We start from the raw sequence: 26,332 nt of genomic DNA on the forward strand, positions 1-26,332 counted from the left end.
TCACAGGGCCATCTCGATGAGCTGAGGACCGTCGGCTGCGAGCGCGCGGCCGAGTTCGCGCCGAAGCGCCTCGCCCGTCTCCACCCGTGTGCCGGGCACGCCGTAGCCGCGGGCCAGCGCGGGCCAGTCGAAGGCCGGGTCGTCCAGGCTGGTGAGCGCCGTCGCGCCCGGGCCCGGCCGGCTCTGTCCATGCCGGCCGAGCTCTGTGCGCAGCACGTTGTAGGCGCGGTTGGAGGCGATGAGCGTCACGACGGGCAACTGCTCGCGGGCCATCGTCCACAGCGACTGGATGGTGTACTGCGCGCTTCCGTCGGACTGCAGGGCGACGACCTTGCGGCCGGGTGCGGCGATCGCGGCGCCGACGGCGGCGGGCAGGCCCTGGCCGATGGCTCCGCCGGTGTTGGTCAGTGCGGTGTGGCGGGCGGCGCGCGACGACGCGGTGAAGAAGGGGTAGCCGCAGGTGCCGCCCTCGACCGAGACGATGGCGTGTTCGGGCAGCATCGCCGAGACGATCCGGCCGACCGACTGCGGCGTCAGCGCTCCGTCCGGGAGCCCTTCACCGTCCGGTCGGGGCTGTGCTGCAGGCTCGGCAGCCCCGAGCGTGTCCGCGAGGACTTCCAGAGCGAGTGCGCCGTCCTCTTCCGGAGTGCTCAGCACCTCCACGGTGCCCGGCGGAGCCAGCAGGCTGGGAATCCCTTCGTACCCGAAGTACGACACCGGTTCCAACGCGCCCGCCAGCACGACCAGTTGAGCCTTGGCCAGGGCTTCGACGGCCTTCTCCGGGAAATAGGGGAGCCGGTCGAGGTCCGGAAGGCCGCCACCGCGCTCGGCGGCGGCCGGGAAGGTCTCGCTGTACAGCACCGCCCCGGTGGCGGCGGCGATCCGGGCAGCCGCCCGTTGACCGCGCTCGTCGAGTGCCGCACCGCCCAGCAGGAGGACGGCGCGCTCCCCGGCGCGCAGCCGCTCGGCGATCGGGTCGATGACCTCCGCCGCCACGTCCCGCCTGAGCCGGGTGTCGGGCAACTCCACGTCCACGGGAGCCGTGAGCACCTCTTGTTGGAAGTCGGCGGGGGCGATGAGCGTGGCCCCGCAGCCGGGCGGGGCGGTGGCGGCCGCGATGGCGCGGGCGGTGAGCTGGGCGAGGCCCGCGCCGGAGGCCGCGGTGCCGACCCAGCCGGAGACGGGGCTCGCGAGCGAGACGATGTCCGAGGTCAGGGGAGCGTCATGTACGAGATGCCAACTGGCGTGATCTCCGATGACGTTGAAGACCGGCGAGTGGGCCCGCCGTGCGTTGTGCAGGTTCGCGATGCCGTTGGCGAAACCGGGGCCCAGGTGCAGCAGCGTCATCGCCGGCCGGCCGGCGATGCGGGCGTAGCCGTCGGCCGCTCCGGTGCAGACACCCTCGAAGAGCCCGAGCACCGCGCGGGTGCCGGGAACCGAGTCCAACGCGGCGACCAGGGGCATCTCCGTGGTCCCCGGGTTGGCGAAGCAGACGTCCACTCCGGCGGCGAGCGAGGTCTCGATCAGGGCCTCGGCCCCGGTCAGGTCGCCGGACCTGTTCGCCTGCCAGACGGTGGTGGCGTGGGTCATGGAAGTTCCTCCGTGCACTATGCGCACCGTCCGTGCGTATAGTGCACAGCATCAGCATGGGACGACTCCGGCGTCAACCCCCGGGGCCAACAGACCCGTGCCATACGCTGAACGCGTGAGCGGAACTCGGAAGGTGGTAGGCGGCGTGCGGGCAGAGGCCGCGAACGACACGGGGGGCGGCGCCGGTGACGGACGCGAGGAGAAGGCGAAGCGCCCCAGTCAGCCGCCGTCGCAGACGCTCGTCCGAGGTCTGGCCGTCCTGCGGGCCGTCGCTCACCAGCCCCGTGGCCTGACGGTCGCCGAGATCGCCGCCCGGACGGGGCTGCACCGGACCGTCGTGCACCGCCTCGCGGGCACACTGGCCGCGGAGGGATTCCTGGCGAAGAGCGCGGACGGCGCGTACGTACCCGGGGGAGAACTGCACACGCTCGCGGGTGCTTCGCGGCCGACCCTCGCCGAGTTCGTCCAGCCGCTGCTGCAACAGCTCGCGGACCGGTACGGCGGTACGGCGATCCTGTTCTTCCCGGAACCGGACTGTGTCGTCGCCGTGGCCACGGCGGTTCCCCAGGACGCCGACTACCACCTCGCCTACCGCAAGGGGTCTCGCCAGCCGTTGGACCGCGGGGCCGCCCCGTGCGCGATCCGGGCCGGGCGGGCGCCCGCCGCCGACGACTCGGACGCCGTGCGTGAGGCGCGCCGCCGGGGATGGGTCACCACTCATGGCGCGGTGGAGCCCGGAGCCCACGCGGTCGCCGCTCCGCTGGCCCGCGACGGAGACGTACTGGACGCCTGCGTCATGTTCGTCTCGCACCGGCAGGACCGCGTCGACGAGGCCACACCAGAAGTGGTCTCCGCCGCGCGAGCGGCCCGAGCGTTCCTGCTGGGCCCGCGCTGAGCGCTCCGCCGATAGTGGCGCGCTGTGCCGTCTTTCGTCTGCGGCGCCGTCGTGGCTGGTCGCTCCCCCACTCTCGGCTTCTCCCCCACTCTCGGCTTCGCTCGAGCGGGGGGACCCCCATGAGCGGGGGGACCCCCATCGCGGCGGAGCCGCACATTGATACAGCCCCGCGCCCCTTAGGGGCGCTACCGAGCAGCCCATCTCGAATTTCTCCCCGGTCAACCACCGCCCCCACCGAAGGACTTCGGTGGGGGCGGTCGCATTTGTGTCCGCCGGGCCTTGACACCTGCCACGAGCCACAACACGATGTGCTCTCAACAAACGTACACCATGTACGAATAGCGCACAGCGGCGAAACTGGAGGCTGATCGGGATGACAAGCCCTGATCGCACCACCCTGGCCCAAGGCCGCCTGTCCCTGATCGGCGTCCTCACTCAATCACTCGGCTTCATGGGACCGGTCTTCTCGGTCGCGGCCCTACTGCCCCTGATCGTCGGTCTGTCGGCCACGGGACGCGGTGCCGGCGTCGCCACGCCGGTCGCGATCATCATCGCGGGCATCGGCATGTGCGGCGTGGGATGGATCATCGCCCAGTACGCGAAGCGCATCCATCTGTGCGGCTCTCTCTACGAGTATGTGAGTGACACCGCCGGACCGCGCATCGGTGTGATCACCGGATGGCTCTACTACGGAGCCATGATGGTTCTGGGAGCCGCGACATTCCTCGTCCTCGGCGGACTCACACAGGCATGGCTCAAGAGCGCCATGTCCGTGGACGTGCCGTGGTGGCCGCTGTCCCTGGGATACGCCGCTGTCGCCTTCACGATTCTCGTGGTGGGCGTCAACGTCTCGATCCGGGCGCAACTCATCCTCGCCCTGAGCGCCATGGTCGTCGTCCTTGCTTTCTCGCTGGTCATCATCTTCCGCGGCGGCCAGAACGGCGAAAGCTGGTCCGTCGAACCCTTCAATCCCTTCGCCGTGGGGAGTCTGAATCTTCTCTTCGGTGTGCTGTACGGCATCAACATGTTCATCGGGTTCGAGTCGGCGGCCAATCTCGCTGAGGAGACCTCGGACCCCAAGCGCCATGTGCCGCGGGCGGTCATGCTGTCGCTGGGCATCGTCGGGGTCTATTACGTGGTGGTTGCCTACGCGCAGGTCATGGGGTTCGGCCTCGACGCGGAGGCGTGGAAGAACAGTGTCTTCCCGCTGGAAACGCTCTCGTACGGTGGGGAGTTCGGGTCTGCCGCGTTCGGAAACTTCCTGGCGGTCCTGATCATTCTCGACATTCTCGCGGTGGCAATCGGAGTCGGCGTCGCATCGACTCGAGGCATGCTCTCGATGGCCCGCAGTGGTCGGCTGCCCTCGAAGCTGGCGGTTCTGCACCACCGGTTCCGTACTCCTGTATGGGGCGCCGTACTGATGGGCGCTGTTTCGTGTGTAGCCATCGTCGGTGTGCGCGTGGGGGGCGACCGGATGTTCGGCCAGGGGACCGGTCAGCCGCAATGGGCGTCGGCGTTCGGCTGGATGGCCGGCTTTGGCGGAACAGGCATGGCGATCATGTATCTCGTCGTCGGTGCCGCGGGGGTGAAGGGCCTCTGGAACCATGTCAGCCGAACCAAACTGCTCATCGCGGGAAGCGCCGGTGTAGCAGTGGCGGCCGGTGCGGTGTTCGGTTCGTTCTACCAGGCGGCCAGCCCTCTCGACACCGTTCCCTGGGCTCTGCTCGTGTGGGTGGCACTGGGCGCGGTCTGGTCCTTCTTCGCGCTCGGCCGGTCCTCCCGCCAGGGAGAACCCGTGACGGACCAGGCGGCGGAAGGCACCAGTGCAGTGACCCCACTTTGACGACAACCCGGACCACCACTCACCTCACCCTTCATCGCCCATGCCATCAGGAGGAAAGGCAGTGACCACCACCACGGCACACCCGTACGATCCGCTGAGCGCCAAGGAGATGGAGCAGGCCGTCGGCGTGGTGCGTGCCGGTCAGGCGCAGCGAAAGGCGATCAAGTTCCCGCTGATACGTCTGGACCTGCCGGACAAAGAGCTGGTGCGGGAGTTCGATCCCTCGCGCCCGATCCCCCGCGTGGCGTTCCTCGTCGTCTACGACCCCGAGGCCAGTGCCATGTTCGAGGCGCGGGTCGAACTCACCGACGACAGCATGGTCTCCTGGGAGCATCTTCCCGGCATGCAACCGCCGATCATGATCGACGAGTTGATGGCGCTCGACGAGATCGTCAAGAACGACCCGGCCTCGGTGGAGGCCCTGGCACGGCACGGTGTCGACGATCTCTCGCAGGTGCAGTTCGACCCCTGGTCGACGGGCACGCTGCCGATCGAGGGTGTGGACGCGCGACGACGCGTGATCCGCGCGACCGCGTACGTCCGGCACTTCACCGCGGACAACGGCTACGCCAGACCCGTAGGGAACCTCGTCTTCGTCATCGACTGCGACACCCGCTCGGTGGCGGCCATCTCGGAGGGGGATCCGCTGCCGCTCCCGCCGGAGAGCGGGAACTACGACGCGGGCAGCGTGGGACCGCTGCGCGACGACCTCCGCCCGATCGAGATCACGCAGCCCGAAGGACCCTCCTTCACGGTGTCCGGCAATGTCATCGAGTGGCAGCGATGGCGGCTGCACGCCCACATCGACGTGGTGGAGGGCCTGGTCATCAGCGATGTCTCCTACCAGGACGGGGGACGTCGGCGCCCGATCGTGCACCGGGCCGGCATCAGCGAGATGGTGGTGCCCTACGGCGACACCAGCGACGACTTCTACTTCCGGAACGTCTTCGACGCGGGCGAATACAGCCTGGGGAAGACCGTGGGGTCGCTCAGTCTCGGATGCGACTGCCTCGGGGAGATCCGGTACCTCGACGCCGTGCTCTCCGACGAGTCGGGCACCCCGCACACCATCGCCAACGCCATCTGTCTGCATGAGGAGGACTACGGAATCCTCTGGAAGCACTGGGACTTCCGGTATGTCGAGCAGGCGGAGGTCAGGCGTTCCCGGCGTCTCGTCGTGTCGTCGATCCACACGATCGGCAACTACGAGTACGGCTTCTTCTGGTACTTCTACCTCGACGGGACGATCCAGTTCGAAGCCAAGCTGACCGGAATCGTCCAGACGCGGGCCGTGGCTCACGGCGAGAAACCCGCCTACGGAACGCTCGTGGCGCCCCAGTTGGACGCGCCGAACCACCAACACCTGTTCAACATGCGACTCGACATGGAAGTGGACGGGCCGCGCAACACGGTCGTGGAGATCGACGCGGTGGGTCTCCCGATGGGACCGGACAACCCGTACGGAAACGCGATCGTCGCCCGCCGCACGGAGATCACCAACGAACGTGACGGCCGCAGGATGTGCGATCCGCTCACCGCTCGCACCTGGAAGATCACCAATCCCGGTGTGCGCAACCGCTTCGACGAGCCCGTCGCGTACAAACTGGTCCCCTTCGTCGGCCCGACGCTGCTCGCCGCTCCCGAAAGCGATCTGGCACGACGCGCCGAGTTCGCGCGGGCGCATCTGTGGGTGACCCGGTACAGCCCGGACGAAGTGCATGCGGCCGGCGACTACCCGAACCAGCACCCCGGGGACGGGATCGGCAAGTGGATCGAGCAGGAGCGCGACCTGGCCGACACGGACGTGGTGCTCTGGCACACCTTCGGCACCTCGCATCTGCCACGGCCGGAGGACTGGCCCATCATGCCGTGCGAGTACGTCGGATTCGCGTTGAAGCCGGTCGGGTTCTTCGACCGCAACCCCTCGTTGGACGTGCCGCCCCCGGCCGGGCATGGCGCGAAGAGCTGTCACCCCGCACCGCAGCCGGGTGACCGGCACGGCGAGTGACCTTGCCGGGCCCGCACCCGTACACCGGACGCGTGCGGGTTTCCGGCTGTCCCGCCGGGGCGACGCACCGGCGTGGGGCGCTATCGCCTGACCACTTCCGGGGCGGCCGCGCCGACCAACTGGGTCGCGGCCGTCCCGGCGGCCTCCGTCACCAGATGGGGAACCTGGTCGTCGACGAGCTTGAGGCCGAGTTGCACCACTCCGAGGCTCGCGGTCGACCAGTCCGAGACCCGAATGGGGGCCGCGATGCCGATCGCACCTTCCTGGATCGAGCCCACGCTGACGGCGTAGCCGCGACGACGGGCCTCGCGGACGTCGTCGGTGTCCTCGTCGCTCTCCGGCCTGCCGGCGAGGATGGCGATGCCGTCCGCGCCGATGGTCAGAGCGTGCCGGGCGCCTTCCCGCATGGCGAGGTGCATGGTGGAGTTCGGCGGCTCCGCCGTCAGCAGGATCAGGGCCTGGTCGTCGTCGGCGACGCTCAGCAGCGCCGTGCTGTTGGTCTGTTCGCTGAGCCGTCGCAGAATCGGCAGGACGGTGGCCTGCAGCCGTGGTTTGAGTTGCCCGGCCAATTCGGCCACGCCGAACCCGAGGATGTATCGCGTGCCGATACGGGCGACGAGGCTGTGTGCCTCCAGGGTGCGCAGAAGACGGTAGACGGCCGCCCGGGCGATGCTCAGCTGCTCGGCGAGCTCCGCCGCCGTGAGACCGTCGGCGTTTCGTGCGAGCAATGACAACACCGTCAGCCCGCGGTCAAGAGTCAGGGACGTTTCCCCGCCGGTCGCCGCCACGATCTTCTCTCGCCTCCTGCCCTTTTGTGCCGGACATCATGTCACGGCCGCCCGAACGGCCCCCTGCCCGCGGGACGAACTCTCGTCCCCCGGCGCTCCCCTGACACGGGATGCGGCGCGCGATCCCCGCATGGTTCCGACCCCTTGACCGGGGGTCGCCCTCATCCCTATGGTTTCGAATATCGTCCAAATAGAACGGTAATCGTACTCATGCTAGCACGCACAGAAGCCGAACAGCTGGTCAGCACGGTTCCGACGGAGCCCTACTTCGCCGGGCGATGGGGCAGCGGTCAGAGCATCGACACCTTCGACGTGATCGACCCGGTGACCGAACGAAGGCTCACCACCGTGGCCGCCGCCGGGGCCCGGGAAGTACACGAGGCCGTATCCCACGCCCGGTCCGCTCTGGATGAAGGTGAGTGGGGGAGAACGGACGGAAGCGCCAGGGCGCTCCTGCTGCACCGTCTGGCCGATCTCGTCGAGGCCCGGAGTGAGGAGTTCGCGACGCTGGAGTCGCTGGACATCGGCAAGCCCGGCTTCGAGCCGCGGGCCATCGACCTGCCCCAGGCGATCGGGGCCTTCCGGTACTTCGCCGGCTGGGCCGACAAGCTGGAGGGCCGCTCCGTCCCGACGTCCCCCTACATGGGCCGGCCCACGCACAGTTACACCGTGCGCGAGCCGGTCGGAGTCGTCGCGGCCATCACGCCCTGGAACTCGCCGACCATGATCGGATCGTGGAAGATCGCGCCCGCGCTCGCCGCGGGGTGCGCCGTCGTCCTGAAGCCTCCGGAGGACGCGCCCCTCACCTCTCTTCTCCTCGCGTCGCTGATCGAGGAAGCCGGGTTTCCGGCCGGGGCGTTCAGTGTGCTTCCGGGGCTCGGAGCCGTGACGGGCCAGGCGCTCATCGATCACCCGGGGGTGGACAAGATCTCGTTCACCGGAAGCCCCGAGACGGGATACAAGGTGGCCGTGGCGGCCGCGAAGGGATTTCGGCGCACGACCCTGGAACTCGGCGGCAAGAGCCCCCAGATCGTCTTCGGGGACGCCGATCTGGACGAAGCCTCGCAGGGAGTGGCGGTCGGAATCTTCGCCAATCAGGGCGAGGTGTGTGCCGCGGGCAGCCGCATCCTGGTCGCGCGTTCCGTGTACGACGAGTTCGTCGAACGTCTGGTGGCGCGTGCCCGCGACATCAAGGTCGGCGACCCGTTCGACGACGACACCACGATGGGCGCGTTGATCAACGCACGGCAGCTGGAGCGCGTTTCCCAGTACGTCGCGGCCGGAATCGACGACGGCGCCCGCCTGATCACCGGGGGCGGCCTACCGGACGGCAAGGGCTTCTTCGTCGAACCGACATTGTTCGCCGAAGTCGACAACACCATGATGATCGCCCGGCGGGAGATCTTCGGGCCCGTGGGTGCGGTCATCCCCTTCGACTCGGAATCCGATGCGATCGGGATCGCCAACGACAGCGATTACGCGCTGGCCGCCACCTTGTGGACGTCCGACGTCAGCAGGGCGCATGTGGTCGCTCGCCGCGTGAAGGCCGGGGCTGTCGCGATCAACGGCTGGGCGCCCCTCGACCCCCGCCTGCCGTGGGGCGGTTCCAAGCTCAGCGGTCAGGGGCGGGAACTCGGCTGGGCCGGTATCGAAGCGAACACCGAGGAGAAGACGGTCACCGCCGTCCTCTCGTACACACCTGACAAGTGAACCGGCGCCAGGCGCCCACTTCGTGATCGAGCATCATCCCTCGGAAGGGGTTTTCCGTGTCAGCACACGTGTTGGTCGTCTACTACAGCGCGACGGGGTCCGTGCATCAGCTGGCGAAGGCAGTGACCGAAGGAGCTGAATCCGCGGGCGCCGAGGTACGGCTCCGCAGGGTAGCCGAACTCGCTCCCGCCGAGGCGATAGCCGCGAATCCGGACTGGGCCGCGCATCGGCAGGAGACGGAATCGACCGTCGAGGTGGTCGAACTCGCCGACCTGGAGTGGGCCGACGGATACGCCTTCGGCACACCGACGCGTTACGGCGCGCCGGCGGCCCAGCTGAAGCAGTTCATCGACACCGCGGGAAGCCTCTGGCAGGCGGGGAAGCTGTCGGACAAGCCGGTGACGACCTTCGTCTCCTCGGCCGAGCAGCACGGCGGCCAGGAGTCGACGATCCTGTCGCTGAACAACGTCTTCTACCACTGGGGCGCGGTCATCGTCTCTCTCGGCTACACGGACGACATCGTCTACGCCGCCGGTGGGAACCCCTATGGGACATCGTGGCCCGCAGGATTCCCCTCGAACGCCCCGGACGAGGTCACGCTGGATTGCGCCCGTTTCCAGGGAGCCCGGTTGGCGCGGTTCGCGACGCTGCTCGCGGCGGACAGGGCGCAGGCGTCCGCCGCGCAGGGCTGAGCGGGCAGTCAGGACGCGGTGACCGTCACACCGGTCCCGCAGGGCGCCCGACGTGAACCGATGAGGCACTGCGCCCCGTGAGTTGGAACGTCGACTCCTCGCCGGCGCGGCGGCGAGACGTCGGCGTGCGGCTGCGGCCCCGTCGCGGTGATCTGCCGTCCCGCGACGGGGCCTGCCCGTCGGTCACACGGAGTCGACGTCGGTGGTGGCGAGCTTCGCGTAGACCTCCGGCCGCTTACGGCGGATCCGCATCGCGAGGACCGCGCCGATGGCGAAGACGACCGGAGTGAGCGCGGCGAGCGTCCAGTTGACGGCGGGCGGGGCGCCGGTGAAGAGATTGAGGCGGGTGCAGACCAGCCCTGTGATCGCGGCCAGGAGGAGTGCGGCGGTCGCGGGTGCGGCGACCGTGCGCAGGCGTCCGGCCCCGCCGGCACCGGGGTTGCGGCGGAAGAAGACGACCACGGCGCAGGCAGCGAGTGTCTGCAGCGCGAGGATGCCGACCACTCCGGGGGTGTTCACCCACAGCAGGAACTCGTTGTACGGGTGCGCGCCGATCGCGGCGAAGACGGCGGTGACGACGGCCGCCAGCACGGTCTGCGCGATGCCGGATATCCAGGGCGAGCCGTGCCGGGGGTGGATGCGGCCCAGGCGGGCGGGGGCGGCGCCCTCGACGGAAAGTGCGTAGCCGTAGCGGGTGATGGCGTTGTGGAAGGCCAGCAGGGAGGCCAGGAGGCTGCTGACGATCAGGACGCGCTGGAGGTCGGTGGCCCAGTCGCCCACGTAACGGGTCATGGCGGTGAAGAACATCTCGGCGGGGTTCTTTGCCGCTGTCCCGACGGCTTTATCGTCGCCGAAGGCCTGGACGATGACCCAGACGATGAACGTGTAGAAGAGGCCGAGGAAGCCGACGGCCAGGTAGGTGGCGCGGGGCACGGTGCGGTCGGGATCGCGGGCCTCCTCGCGGTAGAGGACGGTGGCCTCGAAGCCGATGAAGGCGGCGATGGCGAGTCCCAGCGGTGCGCTCATCTGCGAGGTGAAGACGTTGGAGGGGGCGAAGGAGGCCAGGCTCAGGCCGTCCGCACCGCCCTTGACGAGGATCGCGCCGGCCAGCAGCACCAGGATGGCGGTCTCCGCGATCAGCAGGGCGCCGAGGACCTTGGCGCCCACGTGGATCGACCGGAAGCCGAGGAACCACACCACGGCGATCGCGGCGAAGGCGTAGACCGGCCAGGGCAGGTCGACACCCAGAAGGTCGTTCGCGGTGCCGGCGGCGAAGAAGCCGAAGGCGCCGTAGGTGCCGATCTGCAGGGCGTTGTAGGAGAACAGCGCCAGCAGCGCCGCTCCCAGTCCGGCAGGGCGGCCCAGGCCCCGGGCGATGTACGAGTAGAAGGCGCCCGCGTTGCGGATGTGAGGCGTCATGGCGGTGAAACCGACCGCGAACAGGCACAGCACGACGCCGACCGCCAGATAGGCGACCGGGGCGCCGATGCCGCCGAAGAGGATGGCGAGCGGGGCGATACCGGCCATCACGGTGAGGGGAGCGGCGGCCGCCACGACGAAGAACACGATGTCGGTGACGCCGAGCGCGGCCCGCTGTAGTTGGCGGGTCGGCTCCGACCCGGGGGCCGTTGGAGGCTGTTGGGGAGCGGTGGAGGTGTTGGGCTCGGTCATGGAGGTCTCCGCGTGATGCGTGAGGTCGACGGGTGGGTTACTGACCTGGTGCGCGGTCCTGCCGTGACGGCGCCTTTCGGCTACCGTCCTTCGGCAGGAACGGGGGAGGGGACGTAGGAGCCGTAGGTGCGCCGTCCGGCGAGCCACGTGCCCAGGACGGGCAGGCCTGCCAGGTCGCGCGGAGCGATCTCGACCGGGTCGGCGGCGAGATGCACCAGGTCGGCCCACATACCGGGGCGCAGGACGCCCCACTTCTTCTCCTCGAACGCCTGGTAGGCGCATCCGGCGGAGTAGGCGGCCAGGGCGGTCGCGGTGTCGATCCGCTCCTGGGGGAGCCAGCCGCCGTCGGGGATTCCCTCGGGCGTCTGGCGGGTCACGGCGGTGGCGATGCCCCGCAGTGGTTCGTGATCGGTGACCGGCCAGTCGCTGCCGAAGGAGATGCGGGCGCCGGAGGCGAGCAGGGCGGCGATCTGGTACTGCCGCGCGCCGCGTTCCGGGCCGATCTTCGGCAGGATGAGCTCGGTCATCAGCCTGTCGGGCTGGGCCCACAGCGGCTGGAGATTGGCGATCACCCCGAGTTCGGCGAAGCGGGGGAGGTCGGCGCGGTCGATCAGCTGGGCGTGGGCGATGACCGGGCGGCGGTCACGGGTGCCGTTGGTGCGCACCGCGGCCTCGATCGCGTCGAGGGCGACCCGGACGCCGCCGTCGCCGAGCGCGTGGATGTGCGGCTGGAAGCCGAGGGCGTCGACCGCGGTCACGGCCTTCGCCAGCTCCGCCGGTGTCCAGTTGGCGATGCCGTGGGAGTGGGGGCAGTCGCTGTACGGCTTGAGGAGGGCGGCCGTGCCGGATTCGATGACCCCGTCGGCGAAGAACTTCACGGTGTGCGCGGTGAGCAGCCCGGGGGCGGCACCCTCCACACGTTCACGCTCGGCAGCGAGCCCGGCGATCCGTTCGCCCCAGTGCTCAGGCCCCACGAAGAAGCCGAGGTCGGCACGGACGGGAAGCCCTGAACCGCTGGTCGCCGCTGTGATCCAGACATCGGCATGGTGCGGTTCCACCCAGGCGTCCTGCACCCAGGTCACGCCGGAGGCGGCGAATCGGGCGGCGGTCTCGCGCAGCGCATCCACCTGCGCTTCGTGGGACGGCTGGGGTACGAGGTCAAGTACGGGCAGCACGGCACCGAACTCCCGAAGCGTGCCCAGCGGTTCGGTGGAGCCTTCCCGGCGCACTATCTCCCCGCCGTCCGGGTCGGGCGTGGCGGCGGTGAACCCGGCCCGGCGCAGCGCCTCGGTGTTCACCCACGCCGTGTGGTGATCCATCGTGCGCAGTACCACGGGCCGGTCGGGGACGGCCGCGTCCAGCCAGCGGGCGTCGAAGCGACCGTCAGGGGCGAGCCAGGCGTCGAAGCCGTCGCCGGTGATCCACTCGGCCTCGGGGTGCCCGTCGGCCCAGTGCCGTACGGCCTCGACGATCCCCTCCATGGAGGTGCACTCGCGCACGGGTGCTCCGAGCAGGCCCAGACCGCCCATCACCGGGTGCGCGTGTCCGTCGCCGAACGCGGGCAGCAGCGCGCCTCCTCCTAGATCGACGACGGTGGTGTCCCTGCCCCGGGCGGCGAGCGCCTCCGGCCCGAGCGCACTGATCCTGCCGCCCGTGACGGCGAGTGCGTCGAGCACCGGGCTTTCGGCGGCCCCGGTCCTGACGGTCCCTCCGGTGAACACGATGTCGGCATGCATGGCGGTGACGCCCTCCCGTCGTACGACGACTTAACTGAAAGCCATTCGGTTTTCGGTAATGTAGGGGTCCCTCGAACAGCCGGGAAGAGTTTTACTGAAAGTCATTCGGTAAAGTTCCGGTGACGTCGTGCAGGCGACCGTGCCGCCTGCCGCACGGGGAGACATACGAAGAGGAGCCCTAGTGCCAAGGCCGCGCACCCCTCTGCTGGACCGCCGACGCATCGGTGCGGCAGCGCTGAGACTCGCCGACGAGCAGGGCGTCCTCACCATTCCCGCCCTGGCCAGGGAGCTCGGCGTCGCCCCGTCCGCGCTCTACCACCATGTGTCCGGCCGGGGCGAGATCATCTCGCTCATGCGGGAAGAGCTGGCCCTGGAGACCAGCCCCGACGACTGGAACTCGTCACAGCCCTGGGAGCAGGCCCTGGAGGAATGGGCCCGCTCCTACCGCAAGGCCTTCGCCGCGCACCCCGGGGCGGTGCCCCTGCTCGCCACCGCCCCGCTCGCCGAACCCTTCATGCACGTGATGTACGAGAAGGTCGCCGAACTCCTGCTGACCGCCGGCTTCACCGCGAGCCAGGTCATGCCTCTGATCACCGCCATGGAGAGCTTCATCCTCGGCTCCGCTCTCGACCTCGTGGCCCCGCCGGTGATGGTCTCCGACGTGACCCGCGAAACCGCCCCGCACCTCACCGCCGTACTCGACGACACCCCCACCGACCACCGCCGCGCCGAACTCGCCTTCGACGTCGGTCTCCGCGCCCTGATCACCGGCTTCCGGGCGCTCCTTCCCCGGTGACCGGCTCGCACGGCCCCACACCCGCCACTCAAGGCCTCACCAGAGGAGCCCCGTCATGACCGCCTCGTTCCACGTCCTGACCACCGGCTACGCCGACACGCGGGTCGCCGGCACCGTCACCCTGGTCGTCGACGGCGCGACCGTCGCGATAGTCGACCCCGGCATGGTCGCGGACCGCCGGCTCATCCTGGACCCGCTGGCGCCCCACGGGCTCGCCCCCGAGGACGTCACCGACGTGATCTTCAGCCACCACCACCCGGACCACACGCTGAACGCCGCCCTGTTTCCCGAAGCCCGCTTCCACGACCACATGGCCATCTACCAGGACGACGTCTGGGAGGACCGGAACGCCGACGGATACCGGCTCTCCTCGTCGATCACTCTCATGACCACGCCCGGCCACACCGCCGAGGACGTCAGCACCCTGGTGACGACGGACGAGGGCCTGGTGGTCCTGACCCATCTGTGGTGGACCGCCGAGGGGCCGGCCGACGACCCCTTCGCGCCCGACCGTGATCAACTGCGCGCGGCCAGGGAGAAGGTCCTGGCTCTCGGCCCGGCCCTGATCGTGCCGGGACACGGGGCACCCTTCGTGCCTTCGGCGTCGACGCCCCTCTAGCCCCGGCTTGTCCTCGAGGCTCGTCGGCCGCCTGGCCTGCTGCGGCCGGTTGAGCGCCGTGTCCCGCGGCGGGATGCTGGAGGCAGCACCCGTGACGGGTGACGCAGCGCCGTGCCGGGGCGCGGCAGGAACGAGGTCGGGATACCCCATGGACGATGAGCCCGACACGACCATAGGAGCAAGGGGAGTAGCCGCACCCGACGACTTCGCGGTCGTCATCGACGCCCGCGGAGCCGTCATGGTGTGGAGCGCCGGAGCCGGGCGGCTGCTCGGGTACGAGCCGGAGGAAGTGACGGGGCGGCCGGCCGCCGACCTGCTCGCCGCGGAGCTGCCCTATGCCATGCGGCACCACGTGGCCGCCAGGGAGCCATGGACGAGCGATCTGGCGCTGCGGAACCGGGATGGAGACCGTGTCACCGTGCAGCTCCGGGGCACGCCGCTGGTGGACGCGGACGGAGGCACCCACTGGATCGTCACCCCGGCGGCGGTGACGTACGCCTCCGGGCCGACCGATGCGGGGACGGCGGAGCTGTGGGACCTCACGCTCGCGCAGTTCCCGTTGCCCGTGGCCGTCTACGACAGCGAGGCGCGTTTTGTCACCTGCAACCAGGTGATGAGCCAGGCCATGGGGCTGACACCGGAGGAGATGAGGGGCCAGACGTTGTGGGAGATCTATCCCACCCCGCCCCTGGACGAGATCGACCGCCTCCAGCACCAGGTTGTGCGCACCGGCGAGATGATCTTCCGCGAGGAGCAGCCGTTCCGGGCCTCGGGTGAAGTCCGCGACCACGCGTGGTCGCTCTTCCTCTCCCCGCTCAAGGACCGGGCGGGCGCGGTGCTGGGGTTGTCGGCGCTGGTGATCGACATCACCGAGCAGTACTGGGCCCGGCGTCGCCTCGCCGTGCTGAACGACGCCGGCGTGCGCATCGGCAGCACTCTGGATGTGACCCGGACAGCCGAGGAACTGGCCGAGGTGGCGGTGACGGGGTTCGCCGACTTCGCCACCGTCGATCTGCTGGAGTCGGTCGTCCAGGGACATGAGCCGCAACCGATACCGCCCGCCACGCCGGTCGTCTGCCGCCGTACCGCGCAACGGTCGGTGTTCGCAGGGTGCCCGGAATCCGTGGTCGCTGTGGGCGACACCGACGTCTGGCCTCCCGGCTCGCCACCGGCCCAGGTGCTGATCACCGGCCGGGGCAGCCACTACAGTGCGGGCGATCCGCTGCTGCGCGCATGGTCGACGGCTTCCCCGGCCCGCGCCGAGAGTATGAGCCGATTCAAGACCCATTCGGTGATGATGGTGCCGCTGAGCGCGCGGGGCGTCACCCTGGGCGTGATGCACCTCGTGCGGCACCGTACTGCGGATCCCTTCGTCCAGGACGATCTGACGCTCGCCGAGGAGATCGCCGCCAGGGCGGCGGTGAGCATCGACAACGCCCGCCGTTACACCCGCGAGCACCGGACCGCGCTCACCCTGCAGCGCAGTCTGCTGCCCGAGCGGCTGACGGGAGCGGAGGCGGTGGACCTCGCCCACCGATACCTCCCCGCCGGTTCGGGGGACGAGATCGGCGGAGACTGGTTCGATGTGATCGCCCTGTCCGGGGGACGGGTCGCGCTGGTGGTCGGCGACGTCGTGGGCCACGGCGTGCACGCCTCGGCCACGATGGGCCGCCTGCGCACAGCGGTACGGACCCTCGCCGACGCCGATTTCACCCCCGACGAGCTGCTCACCCGGCTGGACGACCTGGTCATCCGCCTAGACCGGGAGGAAGGCCCGGATACGCGAGGGCAGGCGGAGGGGGCGGTGGGAGAGGTCGGGGCCACCTGCCTCTACGCCGTCTACGACCCCGTCACCGGCCGCTGCGACCTGGCACGGGCAGGGCACCCGCCGCCCGTCCTGGTGAGCTCCGACGGCACCGTACAAGTACTGGACCTGCCCGCCGGGCCACCGCTCGGCCTGGGCGGACTGCCCTTCGAGGCCGCCCGGATCGAGATGGGCGAGGGCAGCCTGCTCGCCCTCTACACCAACGGCCTGATCGAGACCCCCGACCGCGACATCGACGTCGGACTCGACCTGCTGTGTGAAGCGCTGCGCCGCCCGGCAGCCGAACTGGAGGAAACCTGCGACGAAGTGCTGCGCAGGGTTTTGCCCGAACCCCCTGCCGACGACATCGTCCTGCTCCTGGCCCGCACCTCCACGCTCGGCGCGGACCAGGTGCACACCTGGCAGCTGCCCATGGATCCCGCGGCCGTCGCCGGGGCCCGCAAGGTGGCGGGTGAGCAGCTCGACGCCTGGGGGCTGGCCGAGCTCGAGTTCGCCACCGAGTTGATCGTCAGCGAGCTGGTCACCAACGCCATCCGGTACGGCCACGACCCCGTCCAGCTGCGGCTCATCCGCGCCGACGCACTCATCTGCGAAGTCTCCGACGGCAGCAGCACCGCCCCGCACCTGCGGCGGGCCCGCATCTTCGACGAGGGCGGACGCGGACTGCTGCTCGTCGCCCAGGTCGCCGAGCGCTGGGGCAGTCGTCAGACCTCCGTCGGCAAGACGATCTGGGCAGAACAGCCCCTGCCGGATGAGCGTGCGCGCGAGCGCGACAGCCGGCCCAGTGTGAGCGCCTGACGCACACCCGCCGCGGTCAGGGTGTGCCGTTCTCTCGCCGTACCGGGCGTCGTGTGGACCGGCGAGGGACCAGGACCGGCTGCACGAGCCGATGCCGGTCCACACCGCTACGGGCGTTGATGAGAGCGATCAGCAGGTCGACCGCTTCGTCGCTCACCCGGTCCGGGCGGAGGCTGAGGGTGGTGACGGGCGGGTTCGTCGTCGCGTAGTCCGGATCCTCACTGATGCACGCCACCAGCAGATCCTGCGGCACTCGAAGCCCGTGGTGCCGGGCGGCGGCGAGGATGTTGTGACCGGAGTCGGAGTAGATGCCGATGACGGCGTCCGGTCGTGGATCGCGGTTGAGCAGCCGGCTGACCGCGTCCCGTTCAGCCGTGAAGTAGTCGGGCAGCGCGGCGTACTCCTCGACGAGGGCGGGCATGTCCTGCTCGGCGCACCAGGAGGCGTAGGCGCGTCCGATCAGGTGCGGGTACTCGTCGTCGTGCAGCGGCTGGGAGAGTGCGATCCGCCGGGCGCCGGCCTCCGTGAGGTGGTCGAGCAGGAGGCGCAGGCCCGCGTCGTAGTCGGTGTCCACCCACACGTCGCCCCAGTGCGGCTGGGGCGGCCGGCCGTCGCAGACCATGGGGATGCCCCGCTTCCGTAGGAGGGAACCCACCGGGTCGTCGGCGCGCGGTTCGACGTGGATGACGCCGTCCATCGGCGTGTTGAGCCACATCCACGGTGACAGCGAACATGGCATCACCATGAGCAGGTAACCGCGCTCATGCGCTGCGGCGATGGCGCTCAGCGCCAGCTGTGCGTAGTACGGGATCTCGGTGTACGGGACGGGAAGGTCGCCGTATGTCGTCATGGTCAGACCGAGCACTCCGGTGCCGCCGCGGGCCAGGGCACGGGCCGTGCTGGCCGGGGCGTAACCGAGTTCGCGTGCCGCGGCGAGCACGCGCTGCCTGGTCGTCTCGGACAGCCGGCCGGTGCCGTTGAGCGCGTTCGACACCGTGGCAGTGGACACCTCGGCCCGTGCGGCCACGGCACCGAGCGTGGGGCGTTGCCAGACACGCGAGCTTCTCATGTGTACCCCAACAGCGCCTGTTGTTCCCCAACAGCCCCATGACGGCTTGTGGTTAACACCTTAATCACTCAGCGTACCCGGCGACGGCGGCCAGGACGACGGCCGCCGGGTGGGGAGTTATCAGATGCCAGATGTTCACGGAGGTCTCCGCGACCACGGAATCTCGTGCCGGGTGATGCGAGGTCGGAGTCCAAGCCTGTAAGGCACGGTATGGTCCGCTCGACCAGCGTGCCGATCGCGGAACAAGAACGGCCGAGGCGAACAGAGCCTCGTTACGTCAAGTTCCCTTTTCCTGCCCCGATCGGGGCCGTATCAGACCAGGACGCTCGGTCCTCGCGATCTCGCGGGTGCCGGGCGCGAACGTGTCACATGGACATAAAAAGGGGAAGCGGTGGAGGCGACGAGTACGCAGGTGCGGACAGGCACCATACCTCCGGTCGTTGCGGCGCGTTGGGCGCTGTGGACGTTTGTCATCGTCAACTTGGTGATCGTCGAGGCCTTGTTCCTCACCGCCGGGACCGGCAAGAACGAGGTGCTCACGGTCGCGAAGTTCTTCGGCCTGCACGCCGCCGTACTGATGCTGTTCCAACTGCTGTTGGTGGCCCGGCTGCCGTGGCTCGACCGCCGTATCGGCATGGACCGGTTGACGGTGTGGCACAGGTGGGTCGGCTTCACCCTGCTGTGGACCATCCTCACCCACGCCGTACTGGTGGTGCTGGGCTACGCGAGGCTCGATGACGCGTCGATGACGAAGACGTTCTTCGCACTGGCCGGAGTGCCCGCCTCCCTGCTCGGGATGGGGGCCGCGGCGATCATCGTCGTGGTCGCCGCGGTGTCCGCCCGGAGTGTCAGACGGCGGCTTCGGTACGAGACCTGGCACGGCCTGCATCTGCTGCTGTACCTGGCGTTGGGACTGGCATTCGTCCACCAGTTGCAGGAGACCACGACGTTCAGCTATTCCGCGCCCGCGAAGATCTACTGGTGGGCCCTGTGGCTGTTCGCGTTCGGTGCCCTGGTCACGGGCCGGATCGTCATGCCTCTGTGGCGCAACGCCTATCACCGATTCGAGGTCACGGCGGTGGTGCTGGAGTCGGACGACGTGGTGTCGGTGCACGTCACCGGCCGTCACCTCGACAGGCTGCCGGCCAGGGCGGGCCAGTTCTGCATCTGGCGGTTCCCCGGGCACAACCACTGGTGGCTGGCCAATCCGTTCTCGCTGTCGGCGGCACCCGACGGCCGCACGCTGCGCCTGACCGCCAAGGCGGTCGGCAGCACCAGCGCCGGCCTGCGACACGTCCCGGTCGGGAGCCGCGCGTTCGTCGAGGGGCCGTACGGGGCGTTCACCTCGTTGCACCGAACGCGGCCCGGCGCACTGCTGATCGCCGGAGGAGTGGGGATCACGCCGGTTCGAGCCCTGCTGGAGGAGGAACCGGCCGACGACGTCGTCGTGCTCTACCGGGTGCGCAGCGAGGACGACGCGGTGCTGGTCGACGAGGTACGAACTCTGGTCGCGGACCGCGGCGGGCGGCTGCACCTGCTCACCGGCCGCACGGGGGAGGGCAGCCCGCCGTTCGAGCCCGACAGCCTCCTCGCCCTGGTTCCCGACATGACCGAACGCGACGTCTACGTCTGTGGCCCGCCCGCGATGACCTCGACCGTGCTCAGCACCCTGCGCACGCTGAAGGTTCCTCCCCGGCAGGTGCACGCCGAGCGGTTCGGCCTGGCATGACGGGCGGGGGCGGCGGGCGCATCGAAGCCTCAGCGCAATCCACGGGCTTAGCCCCGCCGCCCCCACCGTGCGGTTCCGAAGTCCTGTGTCCCGTAGCTGCCTGGCTGAGCGAGACGACGTCGCCCCAAGCGGTCTTCGGCCCGTCGGGCCCGCAATACGTCGTCGCCGTCCTGCCACAGCTCGACGCGGGCCGTGGCGCCGGGGGCGTGCTTGCGGACGTTCGTCAGCGCCTCCTGGACCGTGCGGTAGAGGCCCCGTTGCGCGGGTGTGCCCACGGTGGGCGGAAGCTCACCCGACAATTGCGCCTGGGTACCGCTTGATTCCACTAGTTTGTGCAGGTCGGCCAGGGTGGGCTGAGGAGTGAGCTCGGTGGCGTGGCCGCCGGAGGCGCGCAGCAGCGTGACCATGGTGCGCAGTTCGTCGAGCGTGGTGACGCTCAGCGAACGGATCGTGCGGGCGGCCTCTTTGGCTTCCGCATCCTTGGTGGCGACCTGCAGCGCTCCGGCCCGTACGGCGATCAGGCTGACCTGGTGGGAGACCACGTCGTGCATCTCGCGGGCCAGCTGGGCGCGTTCGCGGGCGAGCACGGCCTGGGCGTGCAGCACCCGCTCGTGCTCCCTGGCCTCCTCGACCTCCGCCAGCCGCCGCGCCAAGCTGCGCCGGAAGGCCAACGCGGCGCAGCCGAGTGTGGCCAGCGGAGCGCTCCGTCGAGGGGCCGCGGAGCGCTCCGAGCGAGCCGGTCAGAACTGGCAGGTGTCCATCCAGCGCGTGACCAGGGAGGTGTTGTTCTTGTCGGCTTCGCGGGCGGGACCGCACAGGAACGGGCTGAAGCGGGTGTCGGCACGCAGCCAGAGGCTGAAGAACGACACGATCCACTTGCCCTGCTTGGCCTTGTTGCCGTAGCCCGTCATCGGGCACAGATGGTCGCCCGGAACCTCGATGTACAGCTTCTCGGCCTGGGACATGGAGTTGTACCAGGGCACCGCGTAGCTGTTGCCGCCTGCGACGGGGTCACTTTGACAGGTCATGAAGAAGGTGGGCTCGGTGACTCCGGAGAAGTTCCCGTTCACGTAGTACGGGGCCGTGGGCACGCCCGCCCGGAAGCGCGCGTCGTCCCGGAGGGCCGCCATCACGCCACCGCCGCCCATCGAGTGACCGGTCGCGCCCAGGGTGCCGTTGAGCTTCCCCGATATCGGGTTGCCGGTGGCGTTGCCGAGCGCGAGTAGCTGGGTGCCGGCGGCGGTGATCTGGCGGCCGCGCGATTCGGGATCGTCGGTGAGTGTGTTGGTTCCGACGTTGATGACGACGAAGCCCCAGGAGGCGAGGCGCGGTGCGAGCCACTGCAGGTTCTGCTGCGTGCCCTGATAGCCCGGCATCAGTACGACGCCCGGGTACGAGCCCCTGGTCGTCGGGTACGTGACCGTGCCGGAGCCGTACCCGCTCGGGTTGGGAACGGTGTAGGTGGCGGTGGTCAGCGGCCCGTTGGTGGCCTCGAGGGAAGCGGTCGTCGGGTCCGGGATCCCGTTCCCCGGAGAGGTGCCGCCACCGGAGCCGTACACCTGGAACTCCCGCAGCGAGTAGCCGTAGGCGGTGCCGCGCTGGGTGCCGTGGACGCGGACGTACCGGCCGCTGCCGTTCACGTCGAGGGTCTGCACGCCGCCGGTGCCTGTCGTGGTCGAGTAGATGGTGGTCCAGGCGGTGCCGTTGTCGGAGGTCTGGATCTGGAACGCGCGGGCGTACGCGGCCTCCCAGCGCAGCACCACTTGGCTGATGGTGGCGGTCGTGCCGAGATCCACTCTGAGCCACTGCGGATCACTGAACGTGCTCGACCAGCGCGTCGCGGTGTTGCCGTCCACCGCCGCCGACGCGGGGGTGGACGCGTTCTCGGTGGACGAGGAGGTCGCGGGCTTGCCCTGGGACAGCAAGTCGGCGGCGGCCGCCGGCGGGGCGGTGGCTGTCAGCAGAGTCAGCGCCAAGCCGATGGTGGTTGCCAGTGCGATCAGTGCCGTCATGGCACGGGAGCGGGTCCGTAACGGCGCGGTCGAGTCGGTTGAACAACTGGATGGACGCATTGATTTACCTCCGGGAATCGGTGAGAGCGGTAACCGGATAGCGAGGTGCGCCCGCACTGTGAGCGCTGCCGGACTCGCCAGTGCCGGCTATCGGGACTGGTCGAAGAGCCAGTCGATGACCACGTCGTTCTCGTACGTCTGGGCCCATGACAGGTGTGGGTTCACCGGTGTCGTTCCGGGCGTGTAGCTCGTGAACAGGACGTGACTGCGCGTGGCCCGGGCCTGCCGCAGGAGCGCCCGGGAGCGGGGCTCGAACTGTGCCTTGGGCAGATCGTTGGCCCATTCCCCACGGGTGACCCGTGCACCGGCGGTCTCCAGCGCGTTCATCAGTGTCCAGGTGCCGGGATTGCCGAACCGGCCCTCCCGGTAGGGGACGACCGGGTCGTCGACGGAGTGGTCGGCCCAGATCGGGATGTGCGTGATCCTGTCCATGGAGGCCGTGTCGCCCCAGCCGGCCGTGGGCAGGGCTGCCGCGAACACGTCGGGTCGCTTGGCCAGCAGGCTGTAGATACCGCGCCCGCCCGAGGACAGGCCGACGAGATAGAGCCGGGCTGTGTCCACGTTTCGGGAGTGCTCGCTCACGAAGGTGTCGATGAGTTCGGTCAGCGCGGCCTGGACCTTGGCGTCGGTCCAGTCCGTGCCGTCGGGTCCGTCCATGGGACGGGGCAGGGGGATCTGCGGAGAGAGGACGAACGCGGGGTTGCGGCGCTGTCGTTCCGGTTTGGCGAACGTGACCGCGATCCGGTTGGAGGTGAGCTGGGTCATGTTGTTGTCCGCGACTTCGCCACCGCCGTGCAGGGTGACGACGAGCGGGTACCGCGTGCGCGTCCGAGGGTTCCGTATGAATCCCTCAGGCTGGTACAGCCGGAAGTCCAGTTCGAAACCTGCGGAGTCGGTGAAGGAACCGGCGGCGAAGTCGTCGACCACGGGATTGATGACGTCGTCGTTCCGGCTCGCGAACGGACCGGCCTTGAGTACGGGTTCACCTTTCGGGGTGCGCACGTCCTCCACCTGTCTGACGGAGTACGCGCGGTCGAGCGGAAGGGGATCGGTGCCGACGGCCCGCGCGTTGGAGTCGTTCGGGTCGAGTTCGATGATCAGGCGGTCCCCCGGCCGTCCGGGGTGAGATCGGTCGTCCACTTCGGCGGTGGCGTTGGAGTAGACCCGGGTCACCGTGCGAGCCGCTGTTTGCCCGCCCACAGTGGCCTTCACCTGGAAGGCCGAGGGCGGGATCACCCCGCCGCGTAAGTCGATGCGATGCGAGTACTGGATGGCGACGGCTGTCACCAGCCAGTTGTTCCTCGGCGTCACCCGCGTGACGAGGTCCGTTCGCAGGACCGGATTGAGTTCGGAGGCCGCTTGTCGTCCTTCAGATGTGGCTGTCGTGGTGTCGGCGGCCGCGGGGGTAGCCGTGCTCACGGCCGGCGCCGCGACGGCACCTGCGGTGACGGCGAGCACCGTACGTCTGGTGATCCATCTCATGGGCCCTCTTCTCGGTCGGTGGGGCACCCGGACCAGGTGCCTCTGTGTGTGGATCCGGTCGCCCGGCTCGGGCTCCCGGAGCGGGCGGCACGTTCGAGACTTGAGCGGCATGTGCGGTGGGCTGCTCTTGGCGTGTTCGTCGAGCAGCGCCTGTTGCTGTTCGCAGGTGGGGCGGTTGACCAGCGGCGGGACCCGGACAGGGCCGGGCCCTTCCCCGGGGGCCGGAGGGCCTGCCGCTCCTGCCCGTCGGGCGTCGTGGGAGTGACTGACCTGCCGGCTCGACTCGGCTGCCGTGGCAGTCGTGGCAGCCGTCGAAGCGGCCGGTTCACGGTCGTTCCACTCGACCTCGCCCTTGCGCACGTCGGTGGCAGGACCCCGCGGGGACAGCGCGCCGAGACGGTTGCGCGCCTGGCGGCAGCGCAGGTACGAGGCCACCAGCGCCCAGGCGATCCCGAAGCCCATCGCGGGCAGCACAGGGTCGAAGACCTCGGAACTGTCCAGCTTCAGCGCCGCCATGGCGCGTACTTTCGAGCCAGGCCAGGGGATCATGTTCACCACGCCCGCGGCCAGGCAGACCACTCCGGACAAAACCAGGCTGTTCGTGCAGCAGTAAGGCGGCGGTCGTAGCGAAGCACAGGGCTGCCGGCATGGCGGCGCTCGCTTTCTCGGGGACGGCCCTCGGCGGCGGTGGGCGGGGGCTGTGCGCGGGCAGGCCGAGGTGTTATGCGAGAGTTTCGGAGCACGGACGGATCGGTGTCCAGCATCAAACCGAGATCGGTCCATGCGACAAGCGCATCAATGCAAGCGGGCGCGCCCTGTGCGAGGCGAAGGACGAGAACCGCCTGAACGGTCGCAGTGGGGATGCATGCCATGTTCAGGTCGGCGCGCAGAATGACCGGTTGGGGTCTTGGTGCAAGCCCCCAACCGGACACACGCAGCACGCCTACAGGAGGTGCCGGCCGGGATTCGGCCGGCACCTCCTGTTTTTCGTGGTCGTAGGTCAGGCATAGCCCGAGCTGCCGGTAGACCTCGGCAGCGGATCTCCTCTGGGTGAAGCCTTTGGCGGATGTTGGGCGACTCCGTCAAGTGGGCGGCGCCATGGGCGCATTCCCGGGCCGCGCCAGGAGGGCTGCAATCCGGCCAGGGCTTCCCACCGCGATCGCATCGTCTCCCGCTCGGCGGCCGGGGTGGGAGAGGTCCTCCGGCGGCGAGAACGAGCGGTGCTGCGCACCCCGTCAGTTACACCGCGGTGCACGCCGTGCGGTGTATCGGTCGCGATCTGTTCGTTCAGCTCCTGACCAGCAGGCCCCGGCTGCGCAGCACCCGCCGCTCGAGCGGGCTGAAGATCAGCAGATCGATGGCGATACCGACCAGCAGGATCAGGAAGATGGCCAGGAACACCTGCGACATGCTGGCGTTGGTCCGCCCGTTCTCCAGCAACTGGCCAAGACCGACGCCGAGATCGGGCGAGGAGGCGATGATCTCGGCGGCCATCAGCGAACGCCAGGAGAACGCCCAGCCCTGCTTCAGCCCCGCCAGGTAGCCGGGGAGAGCCCCGGGCATCACGATGTGCCAGGCCTCGAGCAGTCCCGTCGCGCCGAGCGTCCGCCCCGCCCGCAGGAACAGCGGCGGGATCTGATCGATGCCGGCGACGAGGCCGTTGGCGATGGACGGGACCGCGCCGAGCAGGATCACGGCGTACATCATCGAGTCGTTCAGGCCCAGCCAGAGCACGGCGGGCGGAACCCAGGCCACTGACGGCAGCGACTGCAGACCGGACAGGATGGGGCCGATGGCCGCCCGGACAAACCTCACCCGGGCGACCAGCAGGCCGAGTGGCGTACCGATGGCGAGCGCCATCAGGAAGCCGAGCAGACCGCGCGAGACGCTGGTCCAGATGTAGTCGAGAAGCGTGCCCTGCAGCCAGGCCTCGGTCACCTCGTCCCACACCGCGGACGGTGAGGGCAGCTTGTAAGCGGGGACGACCGCCGCCCACACCAGCAGCTGCCAGACCACCAGCACCAGCGCGACTGCGGTGACCGGCGGCAGCACCTTGCGTATCAGGGTCTCGCGCAGTGGCGTACGGCCGACCTGCACCGTGTCCAGCGCGTCGAGCCCGGCCTCCAGTCCCGCCAGATCGTGTGAGTCCTGGGGCTCCCCGGCCGCCGGAGAGCCGTCCTTCTTGCTCTCGGCGCCGGTGTCAGTGCTGGCCATGGCGGCGGATCTCCCTGCGTAGTTCTTCGGTGATGTCGGCGGACAGCTCGGCCACCGCGCTGTCCTCGATGCGGCGCGGCTGCGGGATGCCGACCTTCCACTCCCGGGCGATCCGCCCCGGCCGCGAGGACAGCAGCACCACCCGCTGCGCCAGCCGCACCGCCTCCCGCACGTTGTGCGTCACGAACAGCACTGACAGTCCCGTCTCGCGCCAGATGCGAGTCAGCTCGTCGTGCAGTACGTCCCGGGTGATCGCGTCCAGCGCCGCGAACGGCTCGTCCATCAGCAGCAGCCGACTGTCCTGGGCCAGCGCACGGGCCAGGGCCACCCGCTGGCGCATACCGCCCGACAGTTCGTGCACCCGCTTGCGGTACGCGCCCTGCAGCCGCACGAGTTCCAGCAGCCGTTCCGCCTCCTGCCGGCGCCCCGGCTTCGCGACCCCGCGCAGCTTCAGCGCGAGCTCGATGTTCTTGCCCGCGGTCAGCCACGGGAACAGCGCGTGCTCCTGGAACAGCAGTGCGGGTCGCCCTTCCGTGCCGATCGAGCCGGCGGACGGCAGGTCAAGGCCCGCGACCAGATTCAGCAGCGTCGACTTGCCGCAGCCGGAGGCCCCCAGGAGGGTGACGAACTCTCCCGGTGCGACATCGAGCGTGATGTCGTCCAGCACGAGCTGCTGTCCGCCGGGCGCGCCCGGCGCGGGGAAGGACTTCGAGACATGCTCGATACGGGCGGCGTACGTCACCGCCGTGGCGTCCTCGGCAGCCTTGGCGATCGTGGTGGCCATGGTCGTCACCT

The 26,332-nt window shown here is 69.6% G+C and carries 18 protein-coding genes and 1 pseudogene; 9 read left to right on the plus strand and 10 right to left on the minus strand.

The genetic code is table 11. The features are described from left to right. Positions 1–1,590, minus strand: a complete 1,590-nt coding sequence (locus ACGFNK_RS20685) for an acetolactate synthase large subunit (protein WP_393417837.1) — start codon at positions 1,588–1,590, stop codon at positions 1–3. A 115-nt stretch (positions 1,591–1,705) separates the two neighbouring features. Between ACGFNK_RS20685 and ACGFNK_RS20690 the strand changes: the two genes are divergently transcribed. The 3 genes from ACGFNK_RS20690 to ACGFNK_RS20700 all read left to right on the plus strand — a co-directional run bounded on the left by ACGFNK_RS20690 (position 1,706) and on the right by ACGFNK_RS20700 (position 6,336). Then, entirely contained in the window at positions 1,706–2,485 is a 780-nt protein-coding gene (locus tag ACGFNK_RS20690) for an IclR family transcriptional regulator (protein ID WP_393417838.1), read from the plus strand. Positions 2,486–2,858: 373 nt separating this feature from the next. After that, a complete protein-coding gene (locus ACGFNK_RS20695) occupies positions 2,859–4,328 on the plus strand; it encodes an APC family permease (RefSeq protein ID WP_393417840.1) in 1,470 nt (489 codons plus the stop codon). A gap of 61 nt (positions 4,329–4,389) precedes the next feature. Further along, positions 4,390–6,336, plus strand: a complete 1,947-nt coding sequence (locus ACGFNK_RS20700) for a primary-amine oxidase (RefSeq protein ID WP_393417842.1) — start codon at positions 4,390–4,392, stop codon at positions 6,334–6,336. Positions 6,337–6,416: 80 nt separating this feature from the next. Here ACGFNK_RS20700 and ACGFNK_RS20705 read toward each other — a convergent pair whose 3' ends face one another. After that, positions 6,417–7,124 (minus strand): IclR family transcriptional regulator, encoded by a 708-nt coding sequence (locus tag ACGFNK_RS20705; protein ID WP_393417844.1) that lies wholly within the window; start codon positions 7,122–7,124, stop codon positions 6,417–6,419. A 210-nt stretch (positions 7,125–7,334) separates the two neighbouring features. On the opposite strand from ACGFNK_RS20705, the gene ACGFNK_RS20710 reads away from it, so the two are divergent. Together ACGFNK_RS20710 and wrbA are read left to right on the plus strand one after the other, a co-directional pair. Continuing rightward, positions 7,335–8,834, plus strand: a complete 1,500-nt coding sequence (locus tag ACGFNK_RS20710) for an aldehyde dehydrogenase family protein (RefSeq protein WP_393417846.1) — start codon at positions 7,335–7,337, stop codon at positions 8,832–8,834. Positions 8,835–8,890: 56 nt separating this feature from the next. Then, positions 8,891–9,526: an NAD(P)H:quinone oxidoreductase gene (gene wrbA / locus ACGFNK_RS20715; RefSeq protein ID WP_393417848.1), complete on the plus strand. Its 636-nt coding sequence runs from the start codon at positions 8,891–8,893 to the stop codon at positions 9,524–9,526. Positions 9,527–9,709: 183 nt separating this feature from the next. On the opposite strand, the gene ACGFNK_RS20720 is transcribed toward wrbA, so the two are convergent. Together ACGFNK_RS20720 and ACGFNK_RS20725 are read right to left on the minus strand one after the other, a co-directional pair. Continuing rightward, positions 9,710–11,197, minus strand: a complete 1,488-nt coding sequence (locus tag ACGFNK_RS20720; RefSeq protein ID WP_393417850.1) for an APC family permease — start codon at positions 11,195–11,197, stop codon at positions 9,710–9,712. 80 nt (positions 11,198–11,277) lie between these two features. Beyond that, a complete protein-coding gene (locus ACGFNK_RS20725) occupies positions 11,278–12,933 on the minus strand; it encodes an amidohydrolase (RefSeq protein ID WP_393417852.1) in 1,656 nt (551 codons plus the stop codon). Between the two features lie 181 nt (positions 12,934–13,114). Between ACGFNK_RS20725 and ACGFNK_RS20730 the strand changes: the two genes are divergently transcribed. From ACGFNK_RS20730 to ACGFNK_RS20740, 3 genes are all read left to right on the plus strand, one after another. Continuing rightward, entirely contained in the window at positions 13,115–13,729 is a 615-nt protein-coding gene (locus ACGFNK_RS20730; protein WP_393417854.1) for a TetR/AcrR family transcriptional regulator C-terminal domain-containing protein, read from the plus strand. Between the two features lie 55 nt (positions 13,730–13,784). Further along, complete coding sequence (locus ACGFNK_RS20735; RefSeq protein ID WP_393417856.1) at positions 13,785–14,348, plus strand: MBL fold metallo-hydrolase; 564 nt, start codon at positions 13,785–13,787, stop codon at positions 14,346–14,348. 148 nt (positions 14,349–14,496) lie between these two features. Next, the gene (locus ACGFNK_RS20740) at positions 14,497–16,971 is read left to right on the plus strand and encodes a SpoIIE family protein phosphatase (protein WP_393417858.1); all 2,475 of its coding nucleotides are present in this window, start codon (positions 14,497–14,499) and stop codon (positions 16,969–16,971) included. 16 nt (positions 16,972–16,987) lie between these two features. Here the strand turns inward: ACGFNK_RS20740 and ACGFNK_RS20745 are convergent, their stop codons facing one another. After that, positions 16,988–18,040 carry a LacI family DNA-binding transcriptional regulator gene (locus ACGFNK_RS20745; protein ID WP_393417860.1) on the minus strand — a complete coding sequence of 351 codons (1,053 nt, stop codon included), beginning with the start codon at positions 18,038–18,040 and terminating at the stop codon, positions 16,988–16,990. 391 nt (positions 18,041–18,431) lie between these two features. On the opposite strand from ACGFNK_RS20745, the gene ACGFNK_RS20750 reads away from it, so the two are divergent. Next, positions 18,432–19,769 (plus strand): ferric reductase-like transmembrane domain-containing protein, encoded by a 1,338-nt coding sequence (locus ACGFNK_RS20750; protein ID WP_393417862.1) that lies wholly within the window; start codon positions 18,432–18,434, stop codon positions 19,767–19,769. A gap of 155 nt (positions 19,770–19,924) precedes the next feature. Here the strand turns inward: ACGFNK_RS20750 and ACGFNK_RS20755 are convergent. From ACGFNK_RS20755 to ACGFNK_RS20775, 5 genes and pseudogenes are all read right to left on the minus strand, one after another. Next, positions 19,925–20,431: pseudogene (locus tag ACGFNK_RS20755) on the minus strand (sensor histidine kinase); the annotation flags it as partial. A 78-nt stretch (positions 20,432–20,509) separates the two neighbouring features. Then, the gene (locus ACGFNK_RS20760; protein WP_393417864.1) at positions 20,510–21,781 is read right to left on the minus strand and encodes a discoidin domain-containing protein; all 1,272 of its coding nucleotides are present in this window, start codon (positions 21,779–21,781) and stop codon (positions 20,510–20,512) included. Between the two features lie 147 nt (positions 21,782–21,928). Further along, entirely contained in the window at positions 21,929–23,839 is a 1,911-nt protein-coding gene (locus ACGFNK_RS20765) for a prolyl oligopeptidase family serine peptidase (protein ID WP_393417866.1), read from the minus strand. A gap of 771 nt (positions 23,840–24,610) precedes the next feature. Next, a complete protein-coding gene (locus ACGFNK_RS20770) occupies positions 24,611–25,537 on the minus strand; it encodes an ABC transporter permease (protein WP_393417868.1) in 927 nt (308 codons plus the stop codon). Further along, positions 25,524–26,321 carry an ABC transporter ATP-binding protein gene (locus tag ACGFNK_RS20775; RefSeq protein ID WP_393417870.1) on the minus strand — a complete coding sequence of 266 codons (798 nt, stop codon included), beginning with the start codon at positions 26,319–26,321 and terminating at the stop codon, positions 25,524–25,526. Before ACGFNK_RS20775 ends, ACGFNK_RS20770 begins: the two co-directional genes overlap by 14 nt. Between the last annotated feature and the right edge of the window lie 11 nt (positions 26,322–26,332).

The organism is Streptomyces sp. NPDC048825 (assembly GCF_043198355.1).
Taxonomy (GTDB): Bacteria; Actinomycetota; Actinomycetes; order Streptomycetales; family Streptomycetaceae; genus Streptomyces; species Streptomyces xiangluensis.